Origin of the sequence: Klebsiella terrigena, from assembly GCF_012029655.1 — a bacterium.
GTDB classification, from domain to species: domain Bacteria; phylum Pseudomonadota; class Gammaproteobacteria; order Enterobacterales; family Enterobacteriaceae; genus Klebsiella; species Klebsiella terrigena.
This window is the reverse complement of record NZ_CP050508.1, coordinates 2,847,601-2,869,873: the sequence shown is the minus strand read 5'-3', so window position 1 is coordinate 2,869,873 and position 22,273 is coordinate 2,847,601. Positions and strand designations below refer to the sequence as shown.

The 22,273-nt window shown below is 51.3% G+C and carries 17 protein-coding genes and 4 pseudogenes; 12 read left to right on the top strand and 9 right to left on the bottom strand.

Annotated features, from left to right (window positions below; translation table 11 throughout):
• Window positions 1–83: 83 nt before the first annotated feature.
• Complete coding sequence (locus HCK03_RS13565) at window positions 84–566, bottom strand: group I truncated hemoglobin (RefSeq protein WP_041145538.1); 483 nt, start codon at window positions 564–566, stop codon at window positions 84–86.
• Window positions 567–620: 54 nt separating this feature from the next.
• Window positions 621–1,514, bottom strand: coding sequence for a transporter (locus HCK03_RS13560; protein ID WP_167691737.1), 894 nt, complete (start codon window positions 1,512–1,514; stop codon window positions 621–623).
• 402 nt (window positions 1,515–1,916) lie between these two features.
• On the opposite strand from HCK03_RS13560, the gene HCK03_RS13555 reads away from it, so the two are divergent.
• A complete protein-coding gene (locus HCK03_RS13555; RefSeq protein WP_167691736.1) occupies window positions 1,917–2,882 on the top strand; it encodes a helix-turn-helix domain-containing protein in 966 nt (321 codons plus the stop codon).
• A 395-nt stretch (window positions 2,883–3,277) separates the two neighbouring features.
• On the opposite strand, the pseudogene HCK03_RS26375 reads toward HCK03_RS13555, so the two are convergent.
• Window positions 3,278–3,511, bottom strand: a pseudogene (locus HCK03_RS26375) (tyrosine-type recombinase/integrase); the annotation flags it as partial.
• A gap of 121 nt (window positions 3,512–3,632) precedes the next feature.
• Between HCK03_RS26375 and HCK03_RS13545 the strand changes: the two are divergent.
• The 8 genes and pseudogenes from HCK03_RS13545 to HCK03_RS13515 all read left to right on the top strand — a co-directional run bounded on the left by HCK03_RS13545 (window position 3,633) and on the right by HCK03_RS13515 (window position 10,725).
• Complete coding sequence (locus HCK03_RS13545; RefSeq protein WP_167691735.1) at window positions 3,633–4,706, top strand: helix-turn-helix transcriptional regulator; 1,074 nt, start codon at window positions 3,633–3,635, stop codon at window positions 4,704–4,706.
• Between the two features lie 300 nt (window positions 4,707–5,006).
• Window positions 5,007–5,789, top strand: a complete 783-nt coding sequence (locus tag HCK03_RS13540) for a peptidoglycan-binding domain-containing protein (RefSeq protein WP_166793728.1) — start codon at window positions 5,007–5,009, stop codon at window positions 5,787–5,789.
• 125 nt (window positions 5,790–5,914) lie between these two features.
• Window positions 5,915–6,697, top strand: coding sequence for a CBS domain-containing protein (locus HCK03_RS13535; RefSeq protein ID WP_134525989.1), 783 nt, complete (start codon window positions 5,915–5,917; stop codon window positions 6,695–6,697).
• Between the two features lie 112 nt (window positions 6,698–6,809).
• Window positions 6,810–7,058 (top strand): annotated as a pseudogene (locus HCK03_RS13530) (type II toxin-antitoxin system TacA family antitoxin); the annotation flags it as partial.
• A gap of 207 nt (window positions 7,059–7,265) precedes the next feature.
• Window positions 7,266–7,370, top strand: a pseudogene (locus HCK03_RS26640) (NAD(P)-dependent alcohol dehydrogenase); the annotation flags it as partial.
• Window positions 7,371–7,493: 123 nt separating this feature from the next.
• Window positions 7,494–8,660 carry a hypothetical protein gene (locus HCK03_RS13525; protein ID WP_167691733.1) on the top strand — a complete coding sequence of 389 codons (1,167 nt, stop codon included), beginning with the start codon at window positions 7,494–7,496 and terminating at the stop codon, window positions 8,658–8,660.
• A gap of 16 nt (window positions 8,661–8,676) precedes the next feature.
• Window positions 8,677–9,477 (top strand): hypothetical protein, encoded by an 801-nt coding sequence (locus HCK03_RS13520; RefSeq protein ID WP_167691732.1) that lies wholly within the window; start codon window positions 8,677–8,679, stop codon window positions 9,475–9,477.
• 220 nt (window positions 9,478–9,697) lie between these two features.
• Window positions 9,698–10,725 (top strand): annotated as a pseudogene (locus HCK03_RS13515) (ISNCY family transposase).
• Between the two features lie 106 nt (window positions 10,726–10,831).
• On the opposite strand, the gene HCK03_RS13510 reads toward HCK03_RS13515, so the two are convergent.
• The 4 genes from HCK03_RS13510 to mgtA form a co-directional block, all read right to left on the bottom strand.
• The gene (locus HCK03_RS13510) at window positions 10,832–11,173 is read right to left on the bottom strand and encodes an SLOG family protein (RefSeq protein ID WP_041145553.1); all 342 of its coding nucleotides are present in this window, start codon (window positions 11,171–11,173) and stop codon (window positions 10,832–10,834) included.
• Between the two features lie 64 nt (window positions 11,174–11,237).
• Window positions 11,238–12,890, bottom strand: a complete 1,653-nt coding sequence (locus HCK03_RS13505; RefSeq protein ID WP_167691731.1) for a Na/Pi cotransporter family protein — start codon at window positions 12,888–12,890, stop codon at window positions 11,238–11,240.
• A 2-nt stretch (window positions 12,891–12,892) separates the two neighbouring features.
• Window positions 12,893–13,129, bottom strand: a complete 237-nt coding sequence (locus HCK03_RS13500; RefSeq protein WP_115192739.1) for a hypothetical protein — start codon at window positions 13,127–13,129, stop codon at window positions 12,893–12,895.
• Window positions 13,130–13,204: 75 nt separating this feature from the next.
• A complete protein-coding gene (gene mgtA, locus HCK03_RS13495) occupies window positions 13,205–15,898 on the bottom strand; it encodes a magnesium-translocating P-type ATPase (protein ID WP_167691730.1) in 2,694 nt (897 codons plus the stop codon).
• A gap of 373 nt (window positions 15,899–16,271) precedes the next feature.
• Between mgtA and HCK03_RS13490 the strand changes: the two genes are divergently transcribed.
• The 3 genes from HCK03_RS13490 (at window position 16,272) to HCK03_RS13480 (ending at window position 19,498) form a co-directional block, all read left to right on the top strand.
• A complete protein-coding gene (locus tag HCK03_RS13490; RefSeq protein WP_323127231.1) occupies window positions 16,272–17,528 on the top strand; it encodes a DHA2 family efflux MFS transporter permease subunit in 1,257 nt (418 codons plus the stop codon).
• A 51-nt stretch (window positions 17,529–17,579) separates the two neighbouring features.
• Window positions 17,580–18,716: an FAD-dependent oxidoreductase gene (locus HCK03_RS13485; RefSeq protein WP_167691729.1), complete on the top strand. Its 1,137-nt coding sequence runs from the start codon at window positions 17,580–17,582 to the stop codon at window positions 18,714–18,716.
• A gap of 194 nt (window positions 18,717–18,910) precedes the next feature.
• Window positions 18,911–19,498 carry a TetR/AcrR family transcriptional regulator gene (locus HCK03_RS13480; RefSeq protein WP_143716717.1) on the top strand — a complete coding sequence of 196 codons (588 nt, stop codon included), beginning with the start codon at window positions 18,911–18,913 and terminating at the stop codon, window positions 19,496–19,498.
• A gap of 26 nt (window positions 19,499–19,524) precedes the next feature.
• Here HCK03_RS13480 and HCK03_RS13475 read toward each other — a convergent pair whose 3' ends face one another.
• Both HCK03_RS13475 and HCK03_RS13470 read right to left on the bottom strand, forming a co-directional pair.
• Complete coding sequence (locus HCK03_RS13475) at window positions 19,525–20,301, bottom strand: BPL-N domain-containing protein (protein ID WP_115192733.1); 777 nt, start codon at window positions 20,299–20,301, stop codon at window positions 19,525–19,527.
• A 397-nt stretch (window positions 20,302–20,698) separates the two neighbouring features.
• Window positions 20,699–22,060 carry an NHL repeat-containing protein gene (locus tag HCK03_RS13470; RefSeq protein WP_167691728.1) on the bottom strand — a complete coding sequence of 454 codons (1,362 nt, stop codon included), beginning with the start codon at window positions 22,058–22,060 and terminating at the stop codon, window positions 20,699–20,701.
• Window positions 22,061–22,273 lie beyond the last annotated feature (213 nt).

Here is a 22,273-nt window from a genome sequence, read left to right as displayed (position 1 = left end):
GTTTCGCCATCATGACTTGGTTATGCGGGTCAGTCGTTTGGCTGAAATGGACACCCGCTTGCTGCGCGGGTGTCCATAGGGTCCTAAGACGGCTTATCTGTTTTGGGCCAGTGGATACCGACACTTTTCATGCCCTTGGTGACGTCCATGTCAGGGTGCGAGAGCACCACATCGCGGTACGAAGGACTGCCGATAACGGCGGGCTTGAACTGGGTCAGGAAGGCGGTGACCTCTTCACGAATATCCTGCGGCACACTGAAGTTTTCGTAACACTCGTCGATAGACTCGAACACGGCTTTCCAGTGCACCTCGGTCAGCCCCATGCCGCGGTGCGCGGTCACCATATCTCGTCCCCGATAGACGGTGTTGCCACCCCAGTGCTTGCACAAGAAGTCAACGAAGTTGATATGCTCTTTCTGGAATGAAGACTCGGACACGTGCGCCCAGATATGGCCGATGTCGGGATGCTTCATACAGGTCTTCAACACTTCGCCGGCGAAGGCGTAAACGGCGTCATACCCGCCGAGACGTTCATAGAGAGACGGCTTTTGCTGCTGTTCGCTCATGGTGGATTTCTCCGTAACATGTGAGTGGAAGGGGATGTCGCGGTCGCTGTTCAATCAGAACAGTTTCAACACGCGCAGGGTGGTGTGTAGATCTTCCTTAAAACCGCCATCGACGTTGATGTCGCGTTGGAACAAGCCCTGCACTTGCACCGTAGGGGTAATGAATTTCGACAATTCCAGCCTTACCTGATCCGAACGCGTCGCTTGTCCGTTCTCGACGCCGTCGATCTGCTGTTTACCGCCCCACAATTTGGCGTAACCGGTGGAGACGGTCCATGTCTTGTCTGCGGGCGGCGTCCAGCTTAGCCAGCCCTGAAATTGGTAGGTATTGTCTTGTTTGAGACGGCCGGTACCGATGCCCGTGGCATCGTCGTTATCGCCATACCACAGCGCATCCGCGGACAGCTGCGTGGCGAAACCGTTACCAAGCTGTTGCACGCCGCCGAGCTGCAGGTCGAACTTCCAGCGGTTCTCACCAACGTTGAGCGTGCGCCCGGCATCGTAGGAACCGGCAGGGACGTACAGGTAGGGCACGATGGCGAAGGTGGTGCTGGGGTTGTTCACCAGCCAGACCGGTGCGGCCAAAATGGGGTCGCCCAGGCCGCTGGCGGAATCGAGTCGGGCGCCGCCCAGGGAGCCGTTATAAAGGCGTCCGTAGGGCATCAGCACCTGCGGCGCGACGGTGAAGCCACCCACATCCATGTAGTGGACGTAACGAAAGATGCTGACGAAGGAGTCCAGCCCGGTGTCTTGCTTAATTTCGTCGCCACCTGTGGGGGTAAAGCTGTCTCGTGTGGTGTAGGTGAAATACCCCAGAATGGCATCGGTACCGGCAGGAGCCGGAATGAGATCCTGTGAGTTGAGATCGACCGCATGGGCCGGGCTCATCGCCAGCCAGAGTGTGCAGGCGACCAGGCTGATGCGAGATGTGGTGCCGCTAACCGTCATAACGTTACCCTCATGTCTGATATCTCTTTGTTTATTCCCGGAACCGACGTGGCCGGAAGACCTTACGGTTACTGATATTAGGGAGAAATTTGCTGCGTACTTGTTTCATAGGGACAGTCGTTTGGCTGGCAGGGACAACGGGCGGTGAGGCTGAAAAGGCTCATAGCGTGATGCGCCGTGGTAGCGCAGGTGTGCACGCCTGGAGTGCGGTTGCCGCTTTCTCGACGCCATCCGCGATAGGGGACGCCAGGGGCGCCGACGGATTTTCAGCCATATTTCCGCTGACTTAGCGCAGATGCGCGTGAGCGATGGAGTGGGGCATCTGTGTGCTGGCACGATAGTTGCTGCCAGTCAATCCGTGCCTGTTGTATATGCGGGAACCAAGGTGTGAGGTGAGCAACAATGAATAGCATCATGCAGTCTGCCGGCAGCTCCTACTATTCGACCGTTGGCGTTGCCGAGTCGCGCCGCTTCGAGTATTGGAACGACGTTGTGTTGCGTCACTGCATTCCGGCCGCCAGTGTGCCCATGGCAGGGGTCGACTTTGATGCCCGGCTTGCGGTGCGCGGGGTGGGCATGGTGGATATCTGTTCGTTGTCCGCGCCGTTGCACCGCTGGGAACGCACCGCCCGTTATCTGAGACAGGGCCCGGACGACGATCTGTGGCTGGGCTATATGCAGGGAGGGTACGGCCAGCTTGAACAGGGGGGGCGCAAGGCGGCGCTGGCGGCGGATAGTCTGGTGCTATACGACGCCGCACAGACTTTCAGTTTCAGCCTGGGTGGGCGCGATAACCATCTGGTACGGGTGCCCCGGCATCTGCTGAGTGGTCGTTTGCCGAGGATTGAAAACCTCACCGCTATGGTACTGGACGACAGCCGCCCCGGCGTGATCCCGCTGCGTGAAATGCTGCGTCAGGCGACAGCGATGCCCGACTGCCTGAACAACCCTGATATTTCTGGTCGTTTCTCCCAGACAATGCTGGATCTGCTGGTACTGAGTCTGGAATTGCAGGATCTGGATAACGTTAGTGCTGAGCGCGATCTCTACGCCCGGATGATGAATTACATCCGGCGGCAACTTGTTGAGCCAGATTTGAACATTGAGAGCCTGGCACGGGCGCACCACGTTTCCGTTCGCACCGTCACGCGTGCTTTCGCCCGCCACAAAAAAACGCCGATGGCCGTGATTTGGCAGGAGAGGCTGCGGGCGAGCCGAGAGGCCATCGAACGCGGACGCGTCAGCAGCGTGTCCCAGGCGGCACTGGATTTCGGCTTCTCCGATTTCTCTCATTTCAGCCACGCCTTCCGCAAAGCCTTCGGCGTCTCGCCTCGCTCCCTGCTGCCCAGAGAGCAGCAAAATTTGTGATGGGTTATCACGTGGTACTGCTCCGCAGTCGGCGGGCCTGGAAAACATAGCAGAGAAAGGCTAACGCACAGTCCGGAGCCATACCTTCTGAATAAGTTCGTCATGCTGTCTGGACTAAGCGAAAATCTAACGGCTGTCAGAGAAGAGTAAGTTAACGCGTTACCTGTGTTGGTTTTCCTTACTGGCAGAAGCCGGACTCTGTGCGATCAAGGAAACTAGCCTGATGCAATCATGCGCCGTATAGCACATATTGTCTGCGGTATGAGGAAGTGGAAAAACATCCGCGGAAGACGGACCTGGCGGTACTCTGTAAATACCCGTATGTGCTGCAGTCGCACAGCCAGATCGATGCAGTGGGCTGGAAAGAAAGGCAGCACAAACCTGAAATCAGGTCGCCGGGGAATATCCGCCGTATCACGACCATCGCCCGTAAACGGGACGGCTAGGGTTGCAGCTAACATGCGGGTGTAGACATCCATCGAGCGTGGATTCTTATGACCGACCAGTGCCTGAATGACTTTTTTAGGCTGCCGGTGATAGAGCATGCGCATGATGTAGCTGTGCCGAAACGTGTGTGGTGTCACTGGCCCGTCGGCGTCGGCCCGGCTCACTGCTTGGTTCAGCCAGTTTGCCTTCTTCAGCCGTGTCAGCGAGTTCCAAATGTACCCCGATGGTCATAGGGACTATGATGGTTGTATGGGTATCATATGCACTTTTCGTCAGGTTAAACACTGAGCAGCAGGTATCATTATGGCCATTGATCCGGAACTCATCTACCTCGATATCCTGGAAACTATTCTGATGGCCACGATGGATTCTCAATTGTGGAAACCCGCACTACAGAAACTGACGTTACTAACAGGTCATCAGTACGCGGCATTATTATTTTATGATAAAGGTAATGCGCATCTGATGACAGATTCATTTCTATTTGATGAAAAGGTCTTTACGGCCTACCGTGATGTGTTTTTGGCAATTGACCCCGCTGAAAAAATACTGACTGGGTTACCTATCGGACAGATGTACCGAGACCGGGAGTTCTTGGGGGATAAATTTATTGCCAACAGTATTTATTACAATGAGTTTCATCATCCGAATGACCTGAATTATCTGACCAGTGTCAAGCTCTGTACCGTCAACGGGTATTCCACCTATTTATCGCTGATGACGGCCAATGACGCTATCTATCCGCAGTCTATCCAGTTTGCCGTGTTCCGGCGCCTCATTCCGGCGCTAATAACTGCCAGCCAACTTCATGCCAGATTTGAACAGCTTCGAGACACAATTAAATATCAGAATGCCGTCATGGACAATGGTATTTACCCGGTCTGGCTTGTCGATCAGGCTGGGAAAATTCTTTACGCCAGTGCTCATGCGGAAAGCTACCAACGTGAAAACGCCCGGTTGATCTGGTCCGCCGGCACTGACACCCTCAGTCTGGATACCGACAGTAAAAAACTTAAACAGGCCATCGGAAAAGCCACCCAGACAGATACCGCTCCCAGGGCAGGGTTGTGCTACACCTTCGGGCGTAATGCGAAACCGATCCTGGTCCTTCCGGCTACGCGCCTCCCCGGAGTAGCCAGTATTATCATCCCAGAACCTTTCGTCGCTCGCAGCACATTAATGGAGCTGTTTAATGTCAAACCTGCCGAGAATACGGTCGCAGAATTGCTGCTCAGGGGAATGACCCCGGATGAGTGTGCTTTGCATCTGGGTGTCTCCATCACCACCATCAGAACCCATCTCAGCGCTCTGTACCGGAAAACGCATACCCGCAATCAGTCTGAGTTGCTGCTCATCATTCGGGCTATCTATGGCTGATTTATTTCACTCAGTCATTCATATGAATGAGTGAACATTCAATTGCCACCATTATACTTATAAATATTAGGGTGAACTAGTTTTATTTACCCCTAACTTATTAAGTCGGGATGTGTTTGTTTTTATGCTGGTATTGAGCAATCGTCATTATGTTATGCACGCGAAAGCTGATTGTGGTGAAGTATGAGGTGTATGTAACGTAATAATCTACAAGCGAGTCAATAAGTAAATTTATGCTGCGACGATATTAACTATTGCATGGTTAGTGAAGTCAGTCTCATTCCTAAAAAGGAGTCCCCAATGAAAGAAAACCAATATTCAAATATTATAAAGCGCGAAATTGATTTCCCTGGCCCCCTTGGGATTGGGAGTAAGGGGGAAGGCGTTAAGCGCGTGCAAGAGTGGCTCTACCACCATAATGTTGGGACTAAAATCGACGGTGACTATGGCCCAGCGACGGCCTGTTGCGTTAAGCATTTTCAGATGAGCAACGAACTACCTCAGAGTGGAACAGTAGATCAGTCAACATGGGATAGACTTGTAACCCCCCTCATTTCAGCCCTCGCAGACAGTCAGGGAACGACATTAGCAGAGCGCATTCATAGTGTCGCTAAGCAGCATCTTGCCAATCACCCCAGGGAGTATGGTGGCGACAATAGGGGACCGTGGGTTCGTGTGTATACCGGGGGATATGATGGTCCTGAATGGTTCTGGTGTGCAGGTTTTGTCAGTTTTATCATTGAACAGGCTGGCATAGAGTTGGGGCTATCATTGCCCATTGCAGGATCACTATCGTGTAATATCCTTGCGTCCCAGGCCCAATTGAGTGGTCACCTGGTTAGAGAAGCTGACCTGCTATCTGACAAGAGTGCCTGGACGTCCCTCGGTCAAACATACATTTTCTTAGTCAGACGTGCTGCGGGTGACTACAGCCATACTGGTATAGGTTTTGGCGGTACATATGACGTTTTCCAGACTATCGAAGGTAATACAAATGACGATGGTAGCAAGAACGGTTATGAAGTTGCCGGCAGAACGCGCTCCGCTTATAACAAGGATTTTATTAGGATAATCGGTGAATAGTCTCTGACTAACTCATTTTTTATCCATTACATGCGTGCATAATAGTTACTTCCCGTTTTAGTCGTTATATTATCGAAGTCTTAATCGTAAGATAATTTATGCAATCCATTTAATAGGAGTAAACCATGGCAGACAACATACAAGTCACTGAGAATTCTTTTTCCGATTCAGAAGCCAGGACTAGAACAGAAATTGGGAAGCATGTTCTTTATATCTCTTTGATTATTGTGTCTCTCCTCGGCCTTTGCGCAATTGCTTCTGTGTTTTACACCGAAGAAAATGCGAAAAAATTTAGTGATATCAAAGATGTTCTCACTATTATCCTGCCACTTATTGGTACTTGGGTTGGGACCGTTCTGGCGTTCTATTTCTCTCGGGAGAATTATGCTGCAGCCGCACAGCAGGCGACTAATTTATTACGTCAACTAACCCCAGAGCAGCGACTTGAAAGTATACCGGTCACTGATGCTATGTTAGATATGTCTGCTGATACAACTTTAAAATTATTTCCGCCCAGCAATGATCCTGGCTTAGTAAATATAAAAAAAGACATTGTTGATTTTTTGGAAAACCATCAGCGAAATCGACTTCCAGTTGTTGATAGTACAGGAAAAATAATCTACATCATTCATTTGAGTTTGGTTTATAAATTTCTATCTAAACAATTTATTGATCAAACACAAAAAAATAGTTTAACATTAAATGACCTACTTCAGGATGCGAGTCTCACGAAAATATTCAAGGCATTTGCTATTGTTGGGAAAAATGCACGCTTGAGCGCCGTTAAACAATTGATTGACGGAAATCCTGATTGTTCCGATGCCTTTGTCACCGAAGATGGAACAGGAGGCTCAAAAGCAGTTGGCTGGATAACGAATGTCATTGTTCAAGAAAAATCTGTGGCATAATATCAGTCTCATATTGTTCTACAAAGAGATAGGAGGCTCATCCGTATAGCATTTGCTATACGGCATTGTCGTGTCATAATCGTAAAGAGATTGCTATATATGAGGTCATCTTATGAAATCCGATGATCAGCTCAACCTTAGAGCAAAAGAATCCCAGCGAGCACTTATAGATACGCCTGCGGAAATCCTTCACAAATCGCGCACAGACTTTATTTTAGAAATGGCCTGCCAGGCGGTAGAGAATGTGATTCTTGATCGCCGTGTTTTCAATTTCAATGATCAGCAATACGCTGAATTTATTGATATGCTTGACGCACCTGTCGCAGATGAACCAGCCATTGAAAGGCTGCTGAAAAGGAAACTGGTCATATCCTGGCTTTTTTTTCCTCCCAGCAAACAAAGACTCGCTTTCCGAATAAATATGGCGAATTGCGTCCGCAATAAACCCTCTTAATCATCCCACAACATGATGGCCACCACGTGACCATCATGTCGCTTCACTTCTTTTTCGGAGATTCAAAGATGACCTTAAATGTGAAAGGATATGCCGCTTTTGCCGCGCAAGAGGAAGCAGGGACTGGAGCAGTGCTGTGAAGAGGGCAATACCTTAACCTATAACCATACTGACAGGCATGACCATATGCCAACGTATGGCGGTTATTCGGACAAGATATAGATTCTGATTTTCTTTTAGTGACAATGCCTTGCCTGGGTGATGGCTTTTATAATTATTAATTCGGCTTTCTGACAGTAGCGTGAGACCATAAACGTTTGTATCAACAGATAGGGAGAATATATGCCTGTTGCTTATAGTGCAGATAATCACTCACTTTATCATCCTGAACAAGATATAACATTATTGTGTGATTCTGACTGGCCAGATGAAATCGCGCTGGCAGCAGAATTATCACGGCTGGCATATCTAAGGGCAGAAAAAAAAGATTCTGGAGAAAAAGAGAAGTTGACGGGCATATTAAAAGCGGCGGGGTTTGGCGCGCCCGAACTGTTGAACGATGTTGCTGGTGATGCTTACGGGTTTGCCGCCTGTCATGCCAGTGGCCTTTGCGTGCTTGCCTTTCGGGGAACGCAGATTGATCACTACCCTTGGGAACAAGTCTGGAAAGAGGGGACGGGACCGGAGCCAGGTGCAAATGGGATTAATCATTGGGAAGTTGCCGCAAGAGAGCTTTTACAGGATTTTCAACTGGGAGGCACTCCTGCTTCCCAACAACCCTGGACGCTTTTGGAAATTGAGCCACTCAGTATGTTGTTCCTGGACACGCGAAGCTATCGACAGAAAAACTTTACCAGCCCGGCTGGACTTATGCCTGACAGCGCGTGGAAGGCCGTCGAGAAATGGCGGGATAATCTGTTGGATCACCAAATTAACGGTAAGCCGCTTATCGGTGTACTTGCCACAGGGCAGGCCTTGTTTTGCGAACCAACGGGATTGTTATTAAACAAAATGGGAGATGCTGAGCTCGCGAACTATACAACACAGTTTGCGAAACTTATGGAATCAATTGATAAACTTGGTGAGAGTGGTGTGCAGGTGATCTTCCTGACGGGAGATGTGCACTGGAACAGAGTGGCTCAAGCTAACCATACCCGGACGAAAAGGACCACTCTGACAGAGGTCATCTGCTCGCCGACCAGTTTGTGCCTGACGCCAGGAGTTGACCAGTCGAATATTGCCAAACACACAATAGGGGGATTATTCGGTAAAAATTCTGACTGGAAAAGACATTCCGATCCCGATACCCCTCCGAAATATGTTGGTGAAAAAAATCAGTTCAGCCCGTTTGAAAAGTTCTACGGAATGAGAGGCAATCACGTCGCAATTATCGAATTTACTCGTTCAGGTTCAGGGGTAAATATGACGGTGAATTATTATCCCATTACTTACCCAGCTTCTCCTGCCGTTTCTACGAGAACGTATCCGATTATCAACGTTAATACTTAGCTTCTGGAGAATAATAATGGTCATGAATTATGCCCCAGGTTCAGAAAAGAACCCTAAACTGGTTGAGCAAAAACGCGCCGATAATGAGAACAACCTTGAGTGGTTGTTACGTGCCTTTAATGCGCTTAAAGGTAAAGAGCCTTTGACGCAGTCATACATTTTGCTGCTTGGTGGTACGGATACGTTGTCGTGGCGAATTCGTGCTGGCCAGTCACAACTGCGCTTTGATATGTTGCCTTCGTATTGGTCTACCTCGGTGCTGCTGTGTGCTAACGCTGAAAATGTGGAGAAATCGAAAGTGCTGCATATTCCACTTTTCCAACCCCAGGGAGGTGTTTTTGCCACTGAGCGCAATGGCGTTGTGGAATCACCGGTCTCAATTTTTAAGGATTCTGAGCAATGGAAAAATATCGCATTGATAGCTTTTCCAAAAGCTCAAGAAGACGTACTGAATTCGGTTCCTCATTTTCAGAGGGGACGCAACTATATTGACGCACTCGAGCATATTCTCCGTTGGCTGGCTTTTGCGTGGGGCGTCGCAAGAACTCCCACGCCGATTAATGATGGTATTGGGCTGCCTACCGCCTGCATGCTGGAAAGTTTATATAGTGGTGCGGGGATGGATCTCACCCCAGGGCTGGAAACTCGTGCATCGAGTCCTGAAGCCATCTGGGCTACAGCCTCGCGCTGGTATAAATATTTTGAAAATAATAAGCTGGAAATGCCAAAAGGGCGCTTCTGCACACCCGACAGTTACAACATTAATGATGGGCATAAAAAGCTATCGGGAAGGGCAAATAAGTCCACTGAATACTAATTCAAAAATCACAACATGCTGATTTCTGTGGCCGCATGAGTAAACCATGAAGTAATAGACTCATGGAGGTTATTTAACATAATATACATTATACGCACTAATGATGTAGAGGCTAAATTTAGATGTCCGTCGCTGACCAATCCCGCTACAGTCTCGCCACAGCGATCGCTGCTTTCAAAGGATGAGACTCAGGACGGCATACGGAACAGAGTTTTTCTCGATGAACGATGTAAACCGACTCAGGATCCTGCAGGACGTTATCGACCGGCGTCTTACCACGCGTCTTGCAGCAACCCGACTTGAGATCTCTGACAGGCACTGCCGCCGGCTATTCGAGCGCTGTCGTGAACACGGACCGCTATCGCTGGTTAACCGTCGACGTGGTCAGCCTGGTAACCGACAGTTGATGCCCGGCCTCGCTGAGCGTGCGCTGCGCATTATCCGCGAACGTTACGCCGACTTTGGACCGACATTAGCCTGCGAGAAGCTTGCTGAGATTCATGATCTTTATCTTGCTAAAGAGACTGTGCGTAAGCTCATGACCCGGGACGGTTTATGGACCCCACGTAAGTTACGGCCACCTCGTATGCATCAGCCACGCCCACGTCGGGCCTGCACCGGCGAACTCATCCAGATTGATGGCAGTGAACAGCGCTTGTTCGGGAACTGTGGCTCCGCGGTATCAGCACACCTGAGGCCGAAAACGCCTTTGCTGATGAGTTCATGGCGTCGGTTTGCAAAGCCGTCACGTCACGATTTTGATGTACTTCGCCAGATGGATAACGACGAAAACCTGCAGGCGACATTCACCTGGCGCGAGCAGCGTAAGGTCTCGAAAAACCTGACATTACCGTACGATAAAAAGCTTTATCTGCTTGAAGATAATGAAGAAAATCGACGTTTTTAGGGGAAGTACATCGAGGTCTGGCAATACCCGGATGGTGACCTTGAGCTCCGGGTCAACGGCACTTCCCTGCCCTTTACCATTTACGACCGGCCTGGAGAGCTGGACCAGGGCGCCATCATCGACAACAGCGTCTGGGACGTGCTCTGGAGATGATAAAACTGGTGCAGGACAAACGGGACAATATCCGCTCACAGGCCCTGCCGTCCATTGACGGCCAGACCTCTCGCAGAAAAAAGAAGCAACCCGGCAAGAAATCACAACGAAGTCTGGACCAGAACGACATGCTGGAAGTCCTGCAGCAACTCCAGACCCGGAGCAAAGACATCTTCAGCAAAGGCTGAAACATAACCTACATGCGGACATCTTAAGCACGAAAAATACACATTATGCTGACCGACCGTAATAAATGTGACTAATTTATGCCTGGCGCCGCCTGACCGGGTTGGGCTAAACCTCAATCACCTGGATCCCTGCCCTTTGCGCCATTTTTATGCACTCCGCCGTGTCTTCACCGCCTGAAAAAGCCAGTAGCACGTCAGGGCGGCTGTCTTCCAGCATAAAAAGATTACGCTTAGTTTCCGCGTACTTCCCGTGCAGCATCCAGTTTGCCGGATAGCGAATAACATGAACGTCGATACCGCGGGCCCAGGTTTCTATCGCGCCGCCCAGCGTTTGGTGGCCTCCGTGGATAAGCACATCTATTATTTGCGTACGGGCATATAAATCCAGTACATGGGTAAGCGTATGGGTGTCAGCATAAAAGCGACCTGAGCAGATTAAAACTCTCACTGTTCTGTACCTTAAAGTTGTTTTCCTTGAAAGGATGTTCATCCGCACGTGGCGGTAATTATTATTAAACGTTCGATGTCGTTCGAATAAAATGCTGCGACTTATCGCCAAGGCGCTCAATGACTGGATAGGCTACGGCGGCAATATGGTGGTGTACGCGGCGGTAGTCTCTCAATACCCGCTGGAAAATATCGCCTGATTCTGCCCAGGCATTTTTGTCCTCGCGCAGTTTTTTAAAATGCTCGCGACTGGCGGACGCTTCGAGCTGACGGATGGTCTCCTTGCGAAGCACCAGATGGTGGGCAGCAGACAAATCCTCATGCATAAACGCGGTAACACCCAGACGTAGACTGGTGAGCAGCTCCGCGTGCAGCAGACGAATATTGTGCAACTCAAAATCACTAAACAGTTCGCCCCGGTGCGCACGGCGCATTGCCAGCTGGGTCAGATTGCTGGAAAGGATATCTCCTGCATGTTCGACATTGATGACGAACATCAGGATTTCCTGCGCACGATCGGCGTCCGAATCGTTGAGCCCATCCTGCCCAATATCTGCCAGATAGGCGCGAACCGCCGCACTAAGCATATCGACCGACTGGTCAAGATGACGGATCTCTTTGGCGGCCTGTCTTTCCTGGGTCTCAAACAGTACTAATAGGCGATCCAGCATGATTGTGAGCATGTCAGCGGCTCGGAGCGATTCACGAACCGCGTTAGACAGGCCAATATAGGCCACTTCCAGGCCGGCATCGTCCAGATACATTGGCATACCCAGGTCGCCAACACGTTCCTCTTCAGGAAGGAGTCGCTCCAGAAAGCGGGCCATTGGCGCGGTGAAGCCAATAAACAGCAGTGCAAGCAGTGCGCTAAAGGCAGTGTGGAACCACACCACAAGCTGTGGCGTATTCAGCCTTGTTCTCAGTGCGACATCCGTTAACACCGGCAGCAGTAATAGCATCAGTGCACAACCAGACAGGCGAACCATCAGGTTGCCAATGGGCAGGCGGCGAGCCGCCGCATAGCCGGCATTCAGCACCGGCGGCAACGCGCCGCCGATATTCGCGCCAAGTACCAGCACGAGTGCGGTAGCTGGGGTCATCGCGCCCGTACCGGCCAGGGAGGCGATCAGCAAAATAGTTGCCACGCTGGAGTGGCAAATGAGTGTCAGGACTGCAGCCACGAGCAGAGAGATTAAGATATCCCCCTGCAGTCCCTGCATCACGGCATGGAAAACGGGGGTCACTTTAATCGCTTCCAGCGTTCCGCCAAGTAGATGAAGGGCTAGCAGCATCAGGCCGAGCCCAATCAAGGCGCAGCCTACGCTCTCAAAACTGGAATTGTCGCGCAGCTTAAAGACGATAAAACCGGCCAGGAAAAGTAGCGGGATGGCAATTTCAGTGTTGAAACTCATCAGCTGTACCACCAGTGTCGAGCCGATATTGGCACCAAGCATCACCGCAAGAGCCGGGGCAAGACTTAGGGTACCCGCAGCGGTGAAGGACGTCGCCATCATGCTGACCGCGGTGCTGCTTTGTAGAATACCGGTAATGCCGACGCCAGAAAGCAGCGCTATCCAGCGATTAGTCAGGTGGCGTCCCATCCAGTTACGCAGCGGTGTACCGAAGCCGCGCTGAAGCGCCGTCGAAATCATATGGCTGCCCCAAAGCAACAAAGCAATGGCGCCAGCCAGGTGAATTAACAAAGTAGTGCCGGACATGATTAATTCCCCCTCTTCTGGGCGGGTGTCGTAATAAATTGCAGTAGCCTGATCGAATAGCGCTGTATGCCGCTGGCGAAATTCAGTAATGCTTTAGCGTGTCGGTAGCTAAGTCGTCCTCCTGCGTACCATGCCAGGGCACTTACGCGAAGAGTGCGGGTAATTTTTATTAAAAATAAGATCATCAGCGTAATGGTTTTATTTTTAATCAAAGAAATAATGGAATATTGCTTTTCCATAATACTTTCCAGCTTGTGTTGCCTGCCTGAAAGGTGCCACCGAAGTGGCACCGTATTACCTTTTTGAGCGTCGACCTAGTACCACTGCTTGAAGCGACGGATATAGAACACCTTCATGCCCTGTGCTACGCAGCAGTATGCGAGCAGCGTGCCGACCAGCCATGGGAAGTACTGCCACGGCAGCGCCTGCAGGCCGACTAACGGCCCAAGCGGTGAGAATGGTACGTAAATACCAATAGCCATTATCAGCCCGGTCATCATCATCACCGGCCATGCGGCGGTGCTTTGAATAAACGGGATTTTCTGAGTACGCAGCATATGCACGACCAGCGTCTGTGACAGTAGGCCTTCGACGAACCAACCGGACTGGAAAAGAGTCTGCATGTGCTCGCTGTTGGCGCTAAACACAAACCACATCAGCGCAAAGGTGGTCATGTCAAAAATGGACGACGTCGGGCCAATCCAGACCATGAAGCGACCAATGTTTTTTGCATCCCACTTGCGCGGCTTGCTCAGGAACTCTTTATCCGTTTTGTCCCACGGCAGCGCGAGCTGGGAGATGTCGTACATCAGGTTTTGCAGCAGCAGCTGAATCGCGAGCATCGGCAGGAACGGGATGAACGCGCTGGCGACCAGCACCGAGAACACGTTGCCGAAGTTGGAGCTGGCGGTCATGTTGAGGTACTTCATGATGTTGCCAAAGGTCTCGCGGCCTTTGATGACCCCTTCTTCCAGCACCATCAGGCTCTTTTCCAGCAGGATGATGTCGGCAGATTCCTTGGCGATATCGGTGCCGCTGTCGACCGAGATACCCACGTCAGCATCACGCAGGGCTGGCGCATCGTTGATGCCATCGCCGAGGAAGCCCACGGTGTGGCCGTTAGCCTGCAGGGCCTTCAGCACGCGAGATTTCTGCAGCGGCGTCAGCTTGGCAAACACCGTGCGCTCTTCCACTAACTGCTGCAGGGAAGCATCGCTCAGCTGCTCAATCTGAGGACCGAGCACCGGCTCGCCGGGCTCCAGCCCAACCTGGCGGCAAATGCGTGTGGTCACAATCGCATTATCGCCGGTCAGAACTTTCACCGCGACGCCAATGTCCATCAGGGCTGAAATAGCCGGGCCTGCGCTCTCCTTCGGTGGATCGAGGAAGGTAAGGAAACCGCGAATAATGAGGTCGTGCTCATCGTCGGTGCCGTACTGCTTTTTCGCCTCAACTTTAGCAATGTCGCGAGTCGCTACCACCAGGACGCGGAAGCCGTCTTTGTTGTAGTCATTGGTCATTGCCAGCATGGCGTCTCGACGCTGATTATCCAGCGTGACGACCTTGCCATTCTCTTCCATTTGGGTCGCAATGCTCAGCATCTCTTCCACCGCGCCTTTGCACACCAGCAGGTGGTTACCCTGATTGTCTTTCACCACAATAGACAGCCGGCGGCGTACGAAGTCGAACGGCATCTCATCGACCTTGCTGTAACCCTGAGGTTTCACAAAGCCCGACTCATTTTCAGAGAAATAGATGACCGCCTGATCCATCAGGTTTTTGATGCCGCTTTGATGGTGGCTGTTGAGCCAGGCCAGCGCCAGCACGGACGCGTTTTTCTGCCCGTGCGTGTCGACGTGGTGCTCAAGGATGATTTTATCCTGCGTCAGCGTGCCGGTTTTGTCGGTGCACAGCACATCCATCGCGCCCAGGTTCTGAATCGCGTTAAGACGCTTAACCACGACTTTGCGCTTCGCCATGGCCACCGCACCTTTGGCGAGGTTGGCGCTGACGATCATCGGCAGCATTTCCGGGGTCAGGCCAACCGCGACCGCCAGAGCAAACAGCAGAGCATCCCACCATTCGCCTTTCATCAGACCGTTAATCAGGAACACCACCGGCACCATCACCAGCATAAAGCGGATCAGCAGCCAGCTGACGCTGTTCACGCCGCGGTCAAACGCCGTTTGTGCCCGGGTACCGACAATCGCTTTTGCCAGCGAGCCAAAGTAGGTTCGTGGCCCGGTCGCCACCACCACCGCCTGCGCGGTGCCGCTGACGACGTTGGTTCCCATAAAGCAGATGTTAGGGATATCCAACAGATTCTCACTGTCGAACGCCCTGTCGTGCGCGGATTTTTGCGCCACGTCGCCCAGCGTGTCGTACTTCTCAATCGGCAGCGCTTCACCGGTCAGAACGGCCTGGCTGATAAACAGGTCGCGTGACTCGATCAGGCGGACGTCCGCCGGGATCATGTCGCCTGCATAGAGCTGCACGATATCGCCCGCGACCAGTTCACGCATCGGGATTTCACGCGGGGTCCCTTTTTGCCCGGCGTGTTCGCGACGAACGACCGTGGCGGTGGTGCGTACCATCGCTTTCAGTGCCTCGGCGGATTTAGCCGAGCGGTGTTCCTGCCAGAAACGCACCAGGCCGCTGAGTGCAATCATGGTGCCAATGATAATCACAGTCGTCAGATCGCCCTCTTCGCCGTGGCTGGTTGGCAGCCAGTAGTCGGTAAAGAAGCTGATGCTGGCGAGAATGCCGAGCACGTAGATAAACGGATTGTTAAAGGCGATCAGCAGCTGGATCAGCGCGTGAGGCGGCTTGTCATGGGCGACTTCGTTCAGACCATCCCGCTCCAGCCGCGTACTCGCGTGGGCTTCCTGCAGCCCTTCCCGGGTGGTGTTGAGGTTGACCAGGGTTTCTGCGATGCCATTTTTGGCTTCCTGGGCGGCACGCATAGACAGCGTGCTTTTTTTATTACGATTCTGGGTTTGTACAGTCATGGTGGTGCTCCTGCCGCCAGATGGTAGCGGGCTTTTTACGGTTCATGCCGTATTAGGCGCGGCCGAAAATAACCCGATATCGCCGGGACGATCGGTTTTAATTCATTTTGCATTGAGCTGCCCACTATTTATTACCAACAATAAACAGGCGGGAAACTAATATTTTATTTGGACGTGACTATTCCTGCTGATATTTCTTTATGAAGATATCAGGGAATAAACAGGTACCGATAGTGACGAAATTCAGCGCGGTACGCAGGAGCAGACTGCGGCACAGCTCGCAGGCACTCTCAACGGCGTAACGGTTGAATTAAGCGATGGAAGATCGACTTTGTGGGTCTTCGGCGTCAGCGAAACCGCAGCGACGTTCCAGCTGTCCCGTGACGGGGCTGACACGCCAACTAACCTCATGGCCCTTGCTGCGGGAGTTCCGATTAGCGCATGGGCTGTAAGGCGGTTTGGCGCGACACAGCTTTGGCTCTACGGACTGATTTTATTTGGGATTTTCTCGGCAGTTTGCGCTTTATCCCCGAGTTTCGAGGTGCTACTGGCCGCAAGAATTATGCAAGGTCTGGCCGGTGGATTACTCGTGCCGGCAGGACAGACCATCCTTGGTCTGGCTGTCGGTCGTGAGCGCCTGGGGCGGGTCATTGGCACTATTGGCGTTGCCATCGTCATTGCACCCTTATTAGGAACGTCTCTTGGTGCAGTTCTACTTCAAAGCTGCGGATGGCGAGGGTTATTTTGGATCAATGTGCCGTTATGTCTATGCGCCTGTCTTGCTGGATGGAAGTTACTTCCCCGTCCGACAATAAAAAGTGATAAGCCTCTCTCTCTGGACTGGGTGGGACTGATACTTATCCTTTGCAGCCTCCCCATGCTGATGGAAGGACTGAAAGGGATAAGCCTTAGCAGTGGCAAAAACGGTTGGGACATTATCGTACTTTGCCTGGGCGCACTGTTTACTTGTTTGTTTATCTACCGTTCCTTGCGCACTGAATCGCCATTACTTCACCTCAGACTTTTTAAACATCGTGGCTTCACGTTATCTGCTGTATTGATGACTCTTGGCGGAGCGGTGAATTTTGGGGGACAGTTCCTGCTTCCTTTGTATTTCCGTGACGTTTGCCATGAAACACTGGCTGATGTGGGCTTGCTGCTGACTCCTCAGTTAATCGGCTCTGCGGTAGGATTTCCTGTAGCAGGTTACTTTTCTGATAAGCTGGGGCCACGAGCTGTGCTTATCATTGGCGGCGTTCTCGCGGCATGTGCCACATTGCCCTTAGCAATGATCGATGCCGGCAGCAGCTATACGCTTGTTGGTATGGCGATAGCCGTCCGCGGGTTCGGTTTAGCCCTTGCGACTGTGCCAGCAATGGCAGCAGGCCTGGCTATGGCGGGAACCCGTCATGTAGCTGATGCAGCGCCTATTCTGAACATCCTGCAGCGTGTCGGCGCTATGGCAGGAACCGCATTAGTGACTGCGTACTACGTCAGACTTGTCCATGATAATGGTCACTTAGTCGCCTTTCAGCACGCCGGGTGGGTACTCACCGGTGGGGCTGTACTGCTCGTTCTCTCAGCGTTATTCATGGTGAGCCATAGGGTTTCAGCAACGCAGGAAGGATGAAATCATTTAAAGATAAGATTTATAACATCCACAACGATAGAGGAAGTTTTGATGAATCTCTCTGTGACGATTACGGGTGCCGGCCTTAGCGGGTTGATGCTCGCCCGAATCCTGCATGTTCATGGCATTAACGCAGTCATTTATGAAGCCGAACCATCACCAGAAGTGCGTCGCCAGGGTGGGCAACTCGATATACATGAGAGCAGCGGCCAGTACGCTCTTGAAGCAGCCGGTCTTACCGATGAGTTCCATGCAATCATTCATAAAGGGGGAGGCGCAACCCGTATACTCTCACCTCAGGGGGAAGTTTTATTTGATCAGCCAGATAACGGCCAGCGGCCTGAAGTCCTTCGTGGTGATCTGAGACAGGTCCTGATCGATTCCCTTCCAGCGGGTACCATACAATGGGGGAAGAAGCTTACATGCGTTATGCCGGATGGTGAAGGACGTCACCACTTAACTTTTGCAGATGGTTCGACAGCGACGAGCCAGCTACTCGTTGGAGCAGATGGCGCATGGTCAAAAGTACGCCATCTGGTATCGGATGCACGGCCATCCTATGCCGGTATAACCTTAATAGAAACTTTCCTGCACGATGTTGACCATCGTCATCCTGAATCTGCAGGTGCTGTAGGGCCGGGGAATATGTTTTGTATGGTGCCTGGTACCTGCCTGACGGCGCATCGTGAAGCCGGTAACATCATTCATACTTATGCTCAGTTCATGCGACCACAGAGTTGGGTTGACGGCATCGACTTTAGCGATGTTGAAGCTACTAATCTTCTGATTCAGAAAGAATTTCAGGGTTGGACCCCCTACCTTACCGCTCTGATAACTGCGGGAGATACGCCTTTAATACCCCGTCCCATTTATTCTCTACCCGATGAGCATCGCTGGGATCGTGTCCACGGCGTGACCTTAATTGGCGACGCTGCACATCTTATGGCTCCGAATGGTACAGGCGCCAACCTGGGTATGCTCGATGCCGTTGAGCTGGGGAAATTAATTGCTACAAACACGGACAACATCGATGCCGCACTGGGTATCTATGAGGAGGCGATGTTCTTGCGCAGCAAAGATGAGGCCACGGATACGCACATCACGATCGACTACATTCTGGGTGAAAATGCTCCCCATAAGCTTATTGAGTTTTTTCAGGCAGTAGAGACTGGGGTGTTTGAAAAATGATAATCATCTACGCGTTATTTTATCAAGAAATCGGCCAGCGGCACCCTGCCCTTGTTTATTTTTAATAAAGTGCAGAGGATATTGTTCTACTTTGTTTAGTGATTGATAGATATAGTATCGGGAGTTGAGCGCGTGCAAGGTTACAGGCGTTATGTTATAATTTCATTACGCTTGATAATCATAAAGGTTGAATCTTGAAAACGGCAAATTTTTCTGAGTTGATAAAAATAGCTGCTCTGCAACTTTTCAGAGAAAAAGGATTAAGCAATGTCTCAACTCGTGATTTAACTCAAAAGCTGAACATCTCAAGAAGTCATATCTATCATTATTATAGCGACTGGGAAACCTTGAAAAAAGCGGCTATTAAATATATGTTTGATAATGACATACAAGAATGCCATGATTTTTTGAGTACCTCGGGAAATATGAGCGCTAGCGACAGAGTCCGCCTCTATATCAGGACGCTGTTACCTGATGCACCATCAGCGCACTGGCTGCTCTATCTTGAACTTTGGCCGCTGGCAGCGCGTGATGCTGACTATGCTAGTTTAGTGCACAATCAATCACTACAGTGGATCACTATTCTTGAAGACATCATTAGCTTTGGGCTTAAGGAAGGCGAGTTCCTGTTGAAAAACGCCTCCGTATCAGCCAGACAAATAAATGCATTAATAGATGGGTATTCCAGCCTGTTGATCCTCGATTACTCAGAAAATAAACGCAGTGCTTTTCTTGATGAAATATCCGAGCTGGTGTTTAAAATACTTAAAAACCATTCCTGAGCGTGTTGAGCAATGTGCGCCAGACCTTAGCTCTTTTTTATATCAAGATAGCTCAAAATACGCTGCATTTTACTTTCGGCTGTCGTATTGCCTACCGCAGTGCTATCTATCCAGGTCTCATCGGCTTCCGGGTGCGGGCCTGATAATATGACGTTCCCCTTCCCGTATTTGTACCGGGCAATGGCGATATCTCCATTCTCATAATAAGCGAGCGCCTGGAACCCGGTGCTTGAGCTGCTGCCGTTGAGATAAGGTCCATCCTGATAGTAAAAAGGCTCTTGCTTATTATTCCATGTAAGTTGCAGGGTATAATCTCCCTGATCTAAGGCGTCTGAACCTGGTCTTGCCACTTCGGACTCCAGAGGCGCGTCAATGAGCCCTATCCAGTCTTTGTCGGCAAGATATGCTCCCATGCAGATACCCATAAAAGATTTGCCGCTTTTCACAAACTGACGGATTGCGTCAGCCCCTTCATCCCCAAGCGCTTGATAAGATCCCGGAATATCTTGACCGCCGCCAGGCTGAATATAGAGATCGAATTTTTTGAGTGTTTGAGCATTGAGTTTCAGCCGTTCTTTTTCACCCACATAAGAAATCCTCAGCGGCAGACCCGTCTTGACCAGAGATTTAACCACCATTTCAGAACACCCCGAACAGCCGGCTTGCCCCCTATAAACGGCGATATTGTAACTCTCTGCTGTAGAAGCATTTGCTAAGACTGGAACCGTGGAAATGGCGAAAGAAAATGCAACCGCTAACATTTTCGATTTTTTACTTTTCGTTCTCTGAAAAAAGTATGACATGTCAGTGAGTTCCGTGGTTATGGCCTGTATTGGTTAATCGCTGTGTGACGTTTTTAGATCCCGCAGGCGAACATGACAAATTAGAGCGGTCGCTCAAATTTATCTTTGTCGTGAATTTTGTCAAGACATTTAAATGGAAAGGAATAATATTTAATCGTTAAGAAAACAGGCGCGATGACTATTTTATCTATATCTTTTAAGGAGATAATCTGACGAATTCGATAAGGTGGTGCCCAGAAAATCTGAGAGGTCCATCGCTGGCTAAAGAGATCCTGCCGCACATCCGGCAAATTTTGACGCCATGGATGAATCCCCAGTCTCTGGGCGGCCGGGGATTCATTATTATGCCGGACCTGGTGGTCCAGCGAGCCACGCGTCACGCAGCCGATTCATGCCGTCACTGCCTGGGCGTGATTTTCGTCACAGAGCCGGTTTGGACCTTATCCCCGGCGGCGCCATACATCGACACCAGATAAACGGCACCATCAGGCGCGATGGTCAGGTGGTTTGGCGTCTCATCCATCGGAATATTGGCGACCAGTTTGCCGTCCCGATCCAGGACTGCAACCGTTCCGCCCGCGCGCGTCGCGGCGAAAACCTGCGACGTCACCGCATCCCAGACGACAGCTACGCCCCCGGCACCAATATAGGTATCAGCGAGAACCTTGCCGTTCGGATCCAGAACCACGACATTGTTCGTCTCCTGCGAAGTGACGTAGATCCGGCCGGTTGCCGGATCGCGCGCGATATCAGTTGCACCTTGCGCCTGCGGTACTTTCACCGTCGTGCTCTTGCCCGTTTTAAGATCAATCCAACCTACCCATGGCGTATCGCGGCTAACGCCGTAGAGCTTCCCTCCGCTGCTGTCGAGGGCAAGATCTGTGCTGTAAAACAGGTCGCGGCCACGGTCCGCCACGAACTGCAGCTGACCGACGTGTTCAAGCGTTTTGGTGTCATATACCTCGATAAAACCGGTCAGCGCAGCGCTGACATAGGCCCGATTGTGGGCTTCATCAATAATCACGTCGCGCGGATGCGGGACCGAACCCTCCGGAAAGACCTTGACGACGGAAAGCGTGTTCGCGTCATACACGGTCACCGTCTCGGCAAGGGTGTTCGTCGTCCAGACATGCTTATGGGCATTGTCAACACCGACGCCGAAGACGCCAATTTGTTTGCCCTTTTCATCTTTTGGCAGTACGGCCTCCGCTTCGACAGCCAGCGTTTCGGCGTTCAGTCTCAATAGACGGCTACCGTCCTTCGGTCCGCGTGCAGAGGTCACGAACAGCTTCCCATCGGCTGAAACGGCCGATTGGTACGCCCGCTCACCGACGGGAGCCGTTTGCAGCTTGAAAGCATCGGCGTTTTTCGGGGGAACGATCCTGGACAGTTTCAACATGACCTGTGAAACGCTCGCCGGGTTTTGCGTGATAACGGTGAGGGGATGAAGGCCAATCTCGGCATTGGCCGGAACGGTCAGCGGAATATTGAGCGTTCCCTTCCCGTCGGCGGTCAGTGGCTGAGGGATCAGGGCTTCAGCGCCATTCAGCAAGGTGACGGTTGCGCCCGCCGGAAGGTTCTTAATCGTGACTTCGGTTTTATCGCCGGGCTTAACAGGGACTTCCCTTGAACCGGCGCGGATACTGCCAGGAAAGGTAGTCTCCGCCGTTTCCCATTGGCTGGCGGCAAATGCGGTTGTGGCGGTTGACATCGCAACAGCGGAGGCCAACAGCACTGCACGGATTGATATTCTTATCATCTTATCCCCATAAATTATATTGATGCAGCACCTCAGCACAGGTAACGTCGGCGCCCACTCGTCTGGTCTTATGTTCCGCAATGATGAGACATTTCTCGTCATGGACGAGTACAACATACTACTTAATGAAAATAATTATTATTCTTATTTGTAGTGGGATGGTTTTCTGGAAGGGGGTAAAGCAGGAAGCTCGGGCGGCCAGATTGGTCGATG

Bases quoted from the DNA above. Each gene is read 5' to 3' on its own strand.
- HCK03_RS13545 (WP_167691735.1), top strand. From the start codon at position 3,633: ATGGCCATTGATCCGGAACTCATCTACCTCGATATCCTGGAAACTATT.
- HCK03_RS13505 (WP_167691731.1), bottom strand. From the start codon at position 12,890: ATGTCCGGCACTACTTTGTTAATTCACCTGGCTGGCGCCATTGCTTTG.
- HCK03_RS13470 (WP_167691728.1), bottom strand. From the start codon at position 22,060: ATGATAAGAATATCAATCCGTGCAGTGCTGTTGGCCTCCGCTGTTGCG.
- HCK03_RS13525 (WP_167691733.1), top strand. From the start codon at position 7,494: ATGCCTGTTGCTTATAGTGCAGATAATCACTCACTTTATCATCCTGAA.
- mgtA (WP_167691730.1), bottom strand. From the start codon at position 15,898: ATGACTGTACAAACCCAGAATCGTAATAAAAAAAGCACGCTGTCTATG.
- HCK03_RS13565 (WP_041145538.1), bottom strand. From the start codon at position 566: ATGAGCGAACAGCAGCAAAAGCCGTCTCTCTATGAACGTCTCGGCGGG.
- HCK03_RS13555 (WP_167691736.1), top strand. From the start codon at position 1,917: ATGAATAGCATCATGCAGTCTGCCGGCAGCTCCTACTATTCGACCGTT.
- HCK03_RS13535 (WP_134525989.1), top strand. From the start codon at position 5,915: ATGGCAGACAACATACAAGTCACTGAGAATTCTTTTTCCGATTCAGAA.
- HCK03_RS13540 (WP_166793728.1), top strand. From the start codon at position 5,007: ATGAAAGAAAACCAATATTCAAATATTATAAAGCGCGAAATTGATTTC.
- HCK03_RS13475 (WP_115192733.1), bottom strand. From the start codon at position 20,301: ATGTCATACTTTTTTCAGAGAACGAAAAGTAAAAAATCGAAAATGTTA.
- HCK03_RS13560 (WP_167691737.1), bottom strand. From the start codon at position 1,514: ATGACGGTTAGCGGCACCACATCTCGCATCAGCCTGGTCGCCTGCACA.
- HCK03_RS13500 (WP_115192739.1), bottom strand. From the start codon at position 13,129: ATGGAAAAGCAATATTCCATTATTTCTTTGATTAAAAATAAAACCATT.
- HCK03_RS13520 (WP_167691732.1), top strand. From the start codon at position 8,677: ATGGTCATGAATTATGCCCCAGGTTCAGAAAAGAACCCTAAACTGGTT.
- HCK03_RS13485 (WP_167691729.1), top strand. From the start codon at position 17,580: ATGAATCTCTCTGTGACGATTACGGGTGCCGGCCTTAGCGGGTTGATG.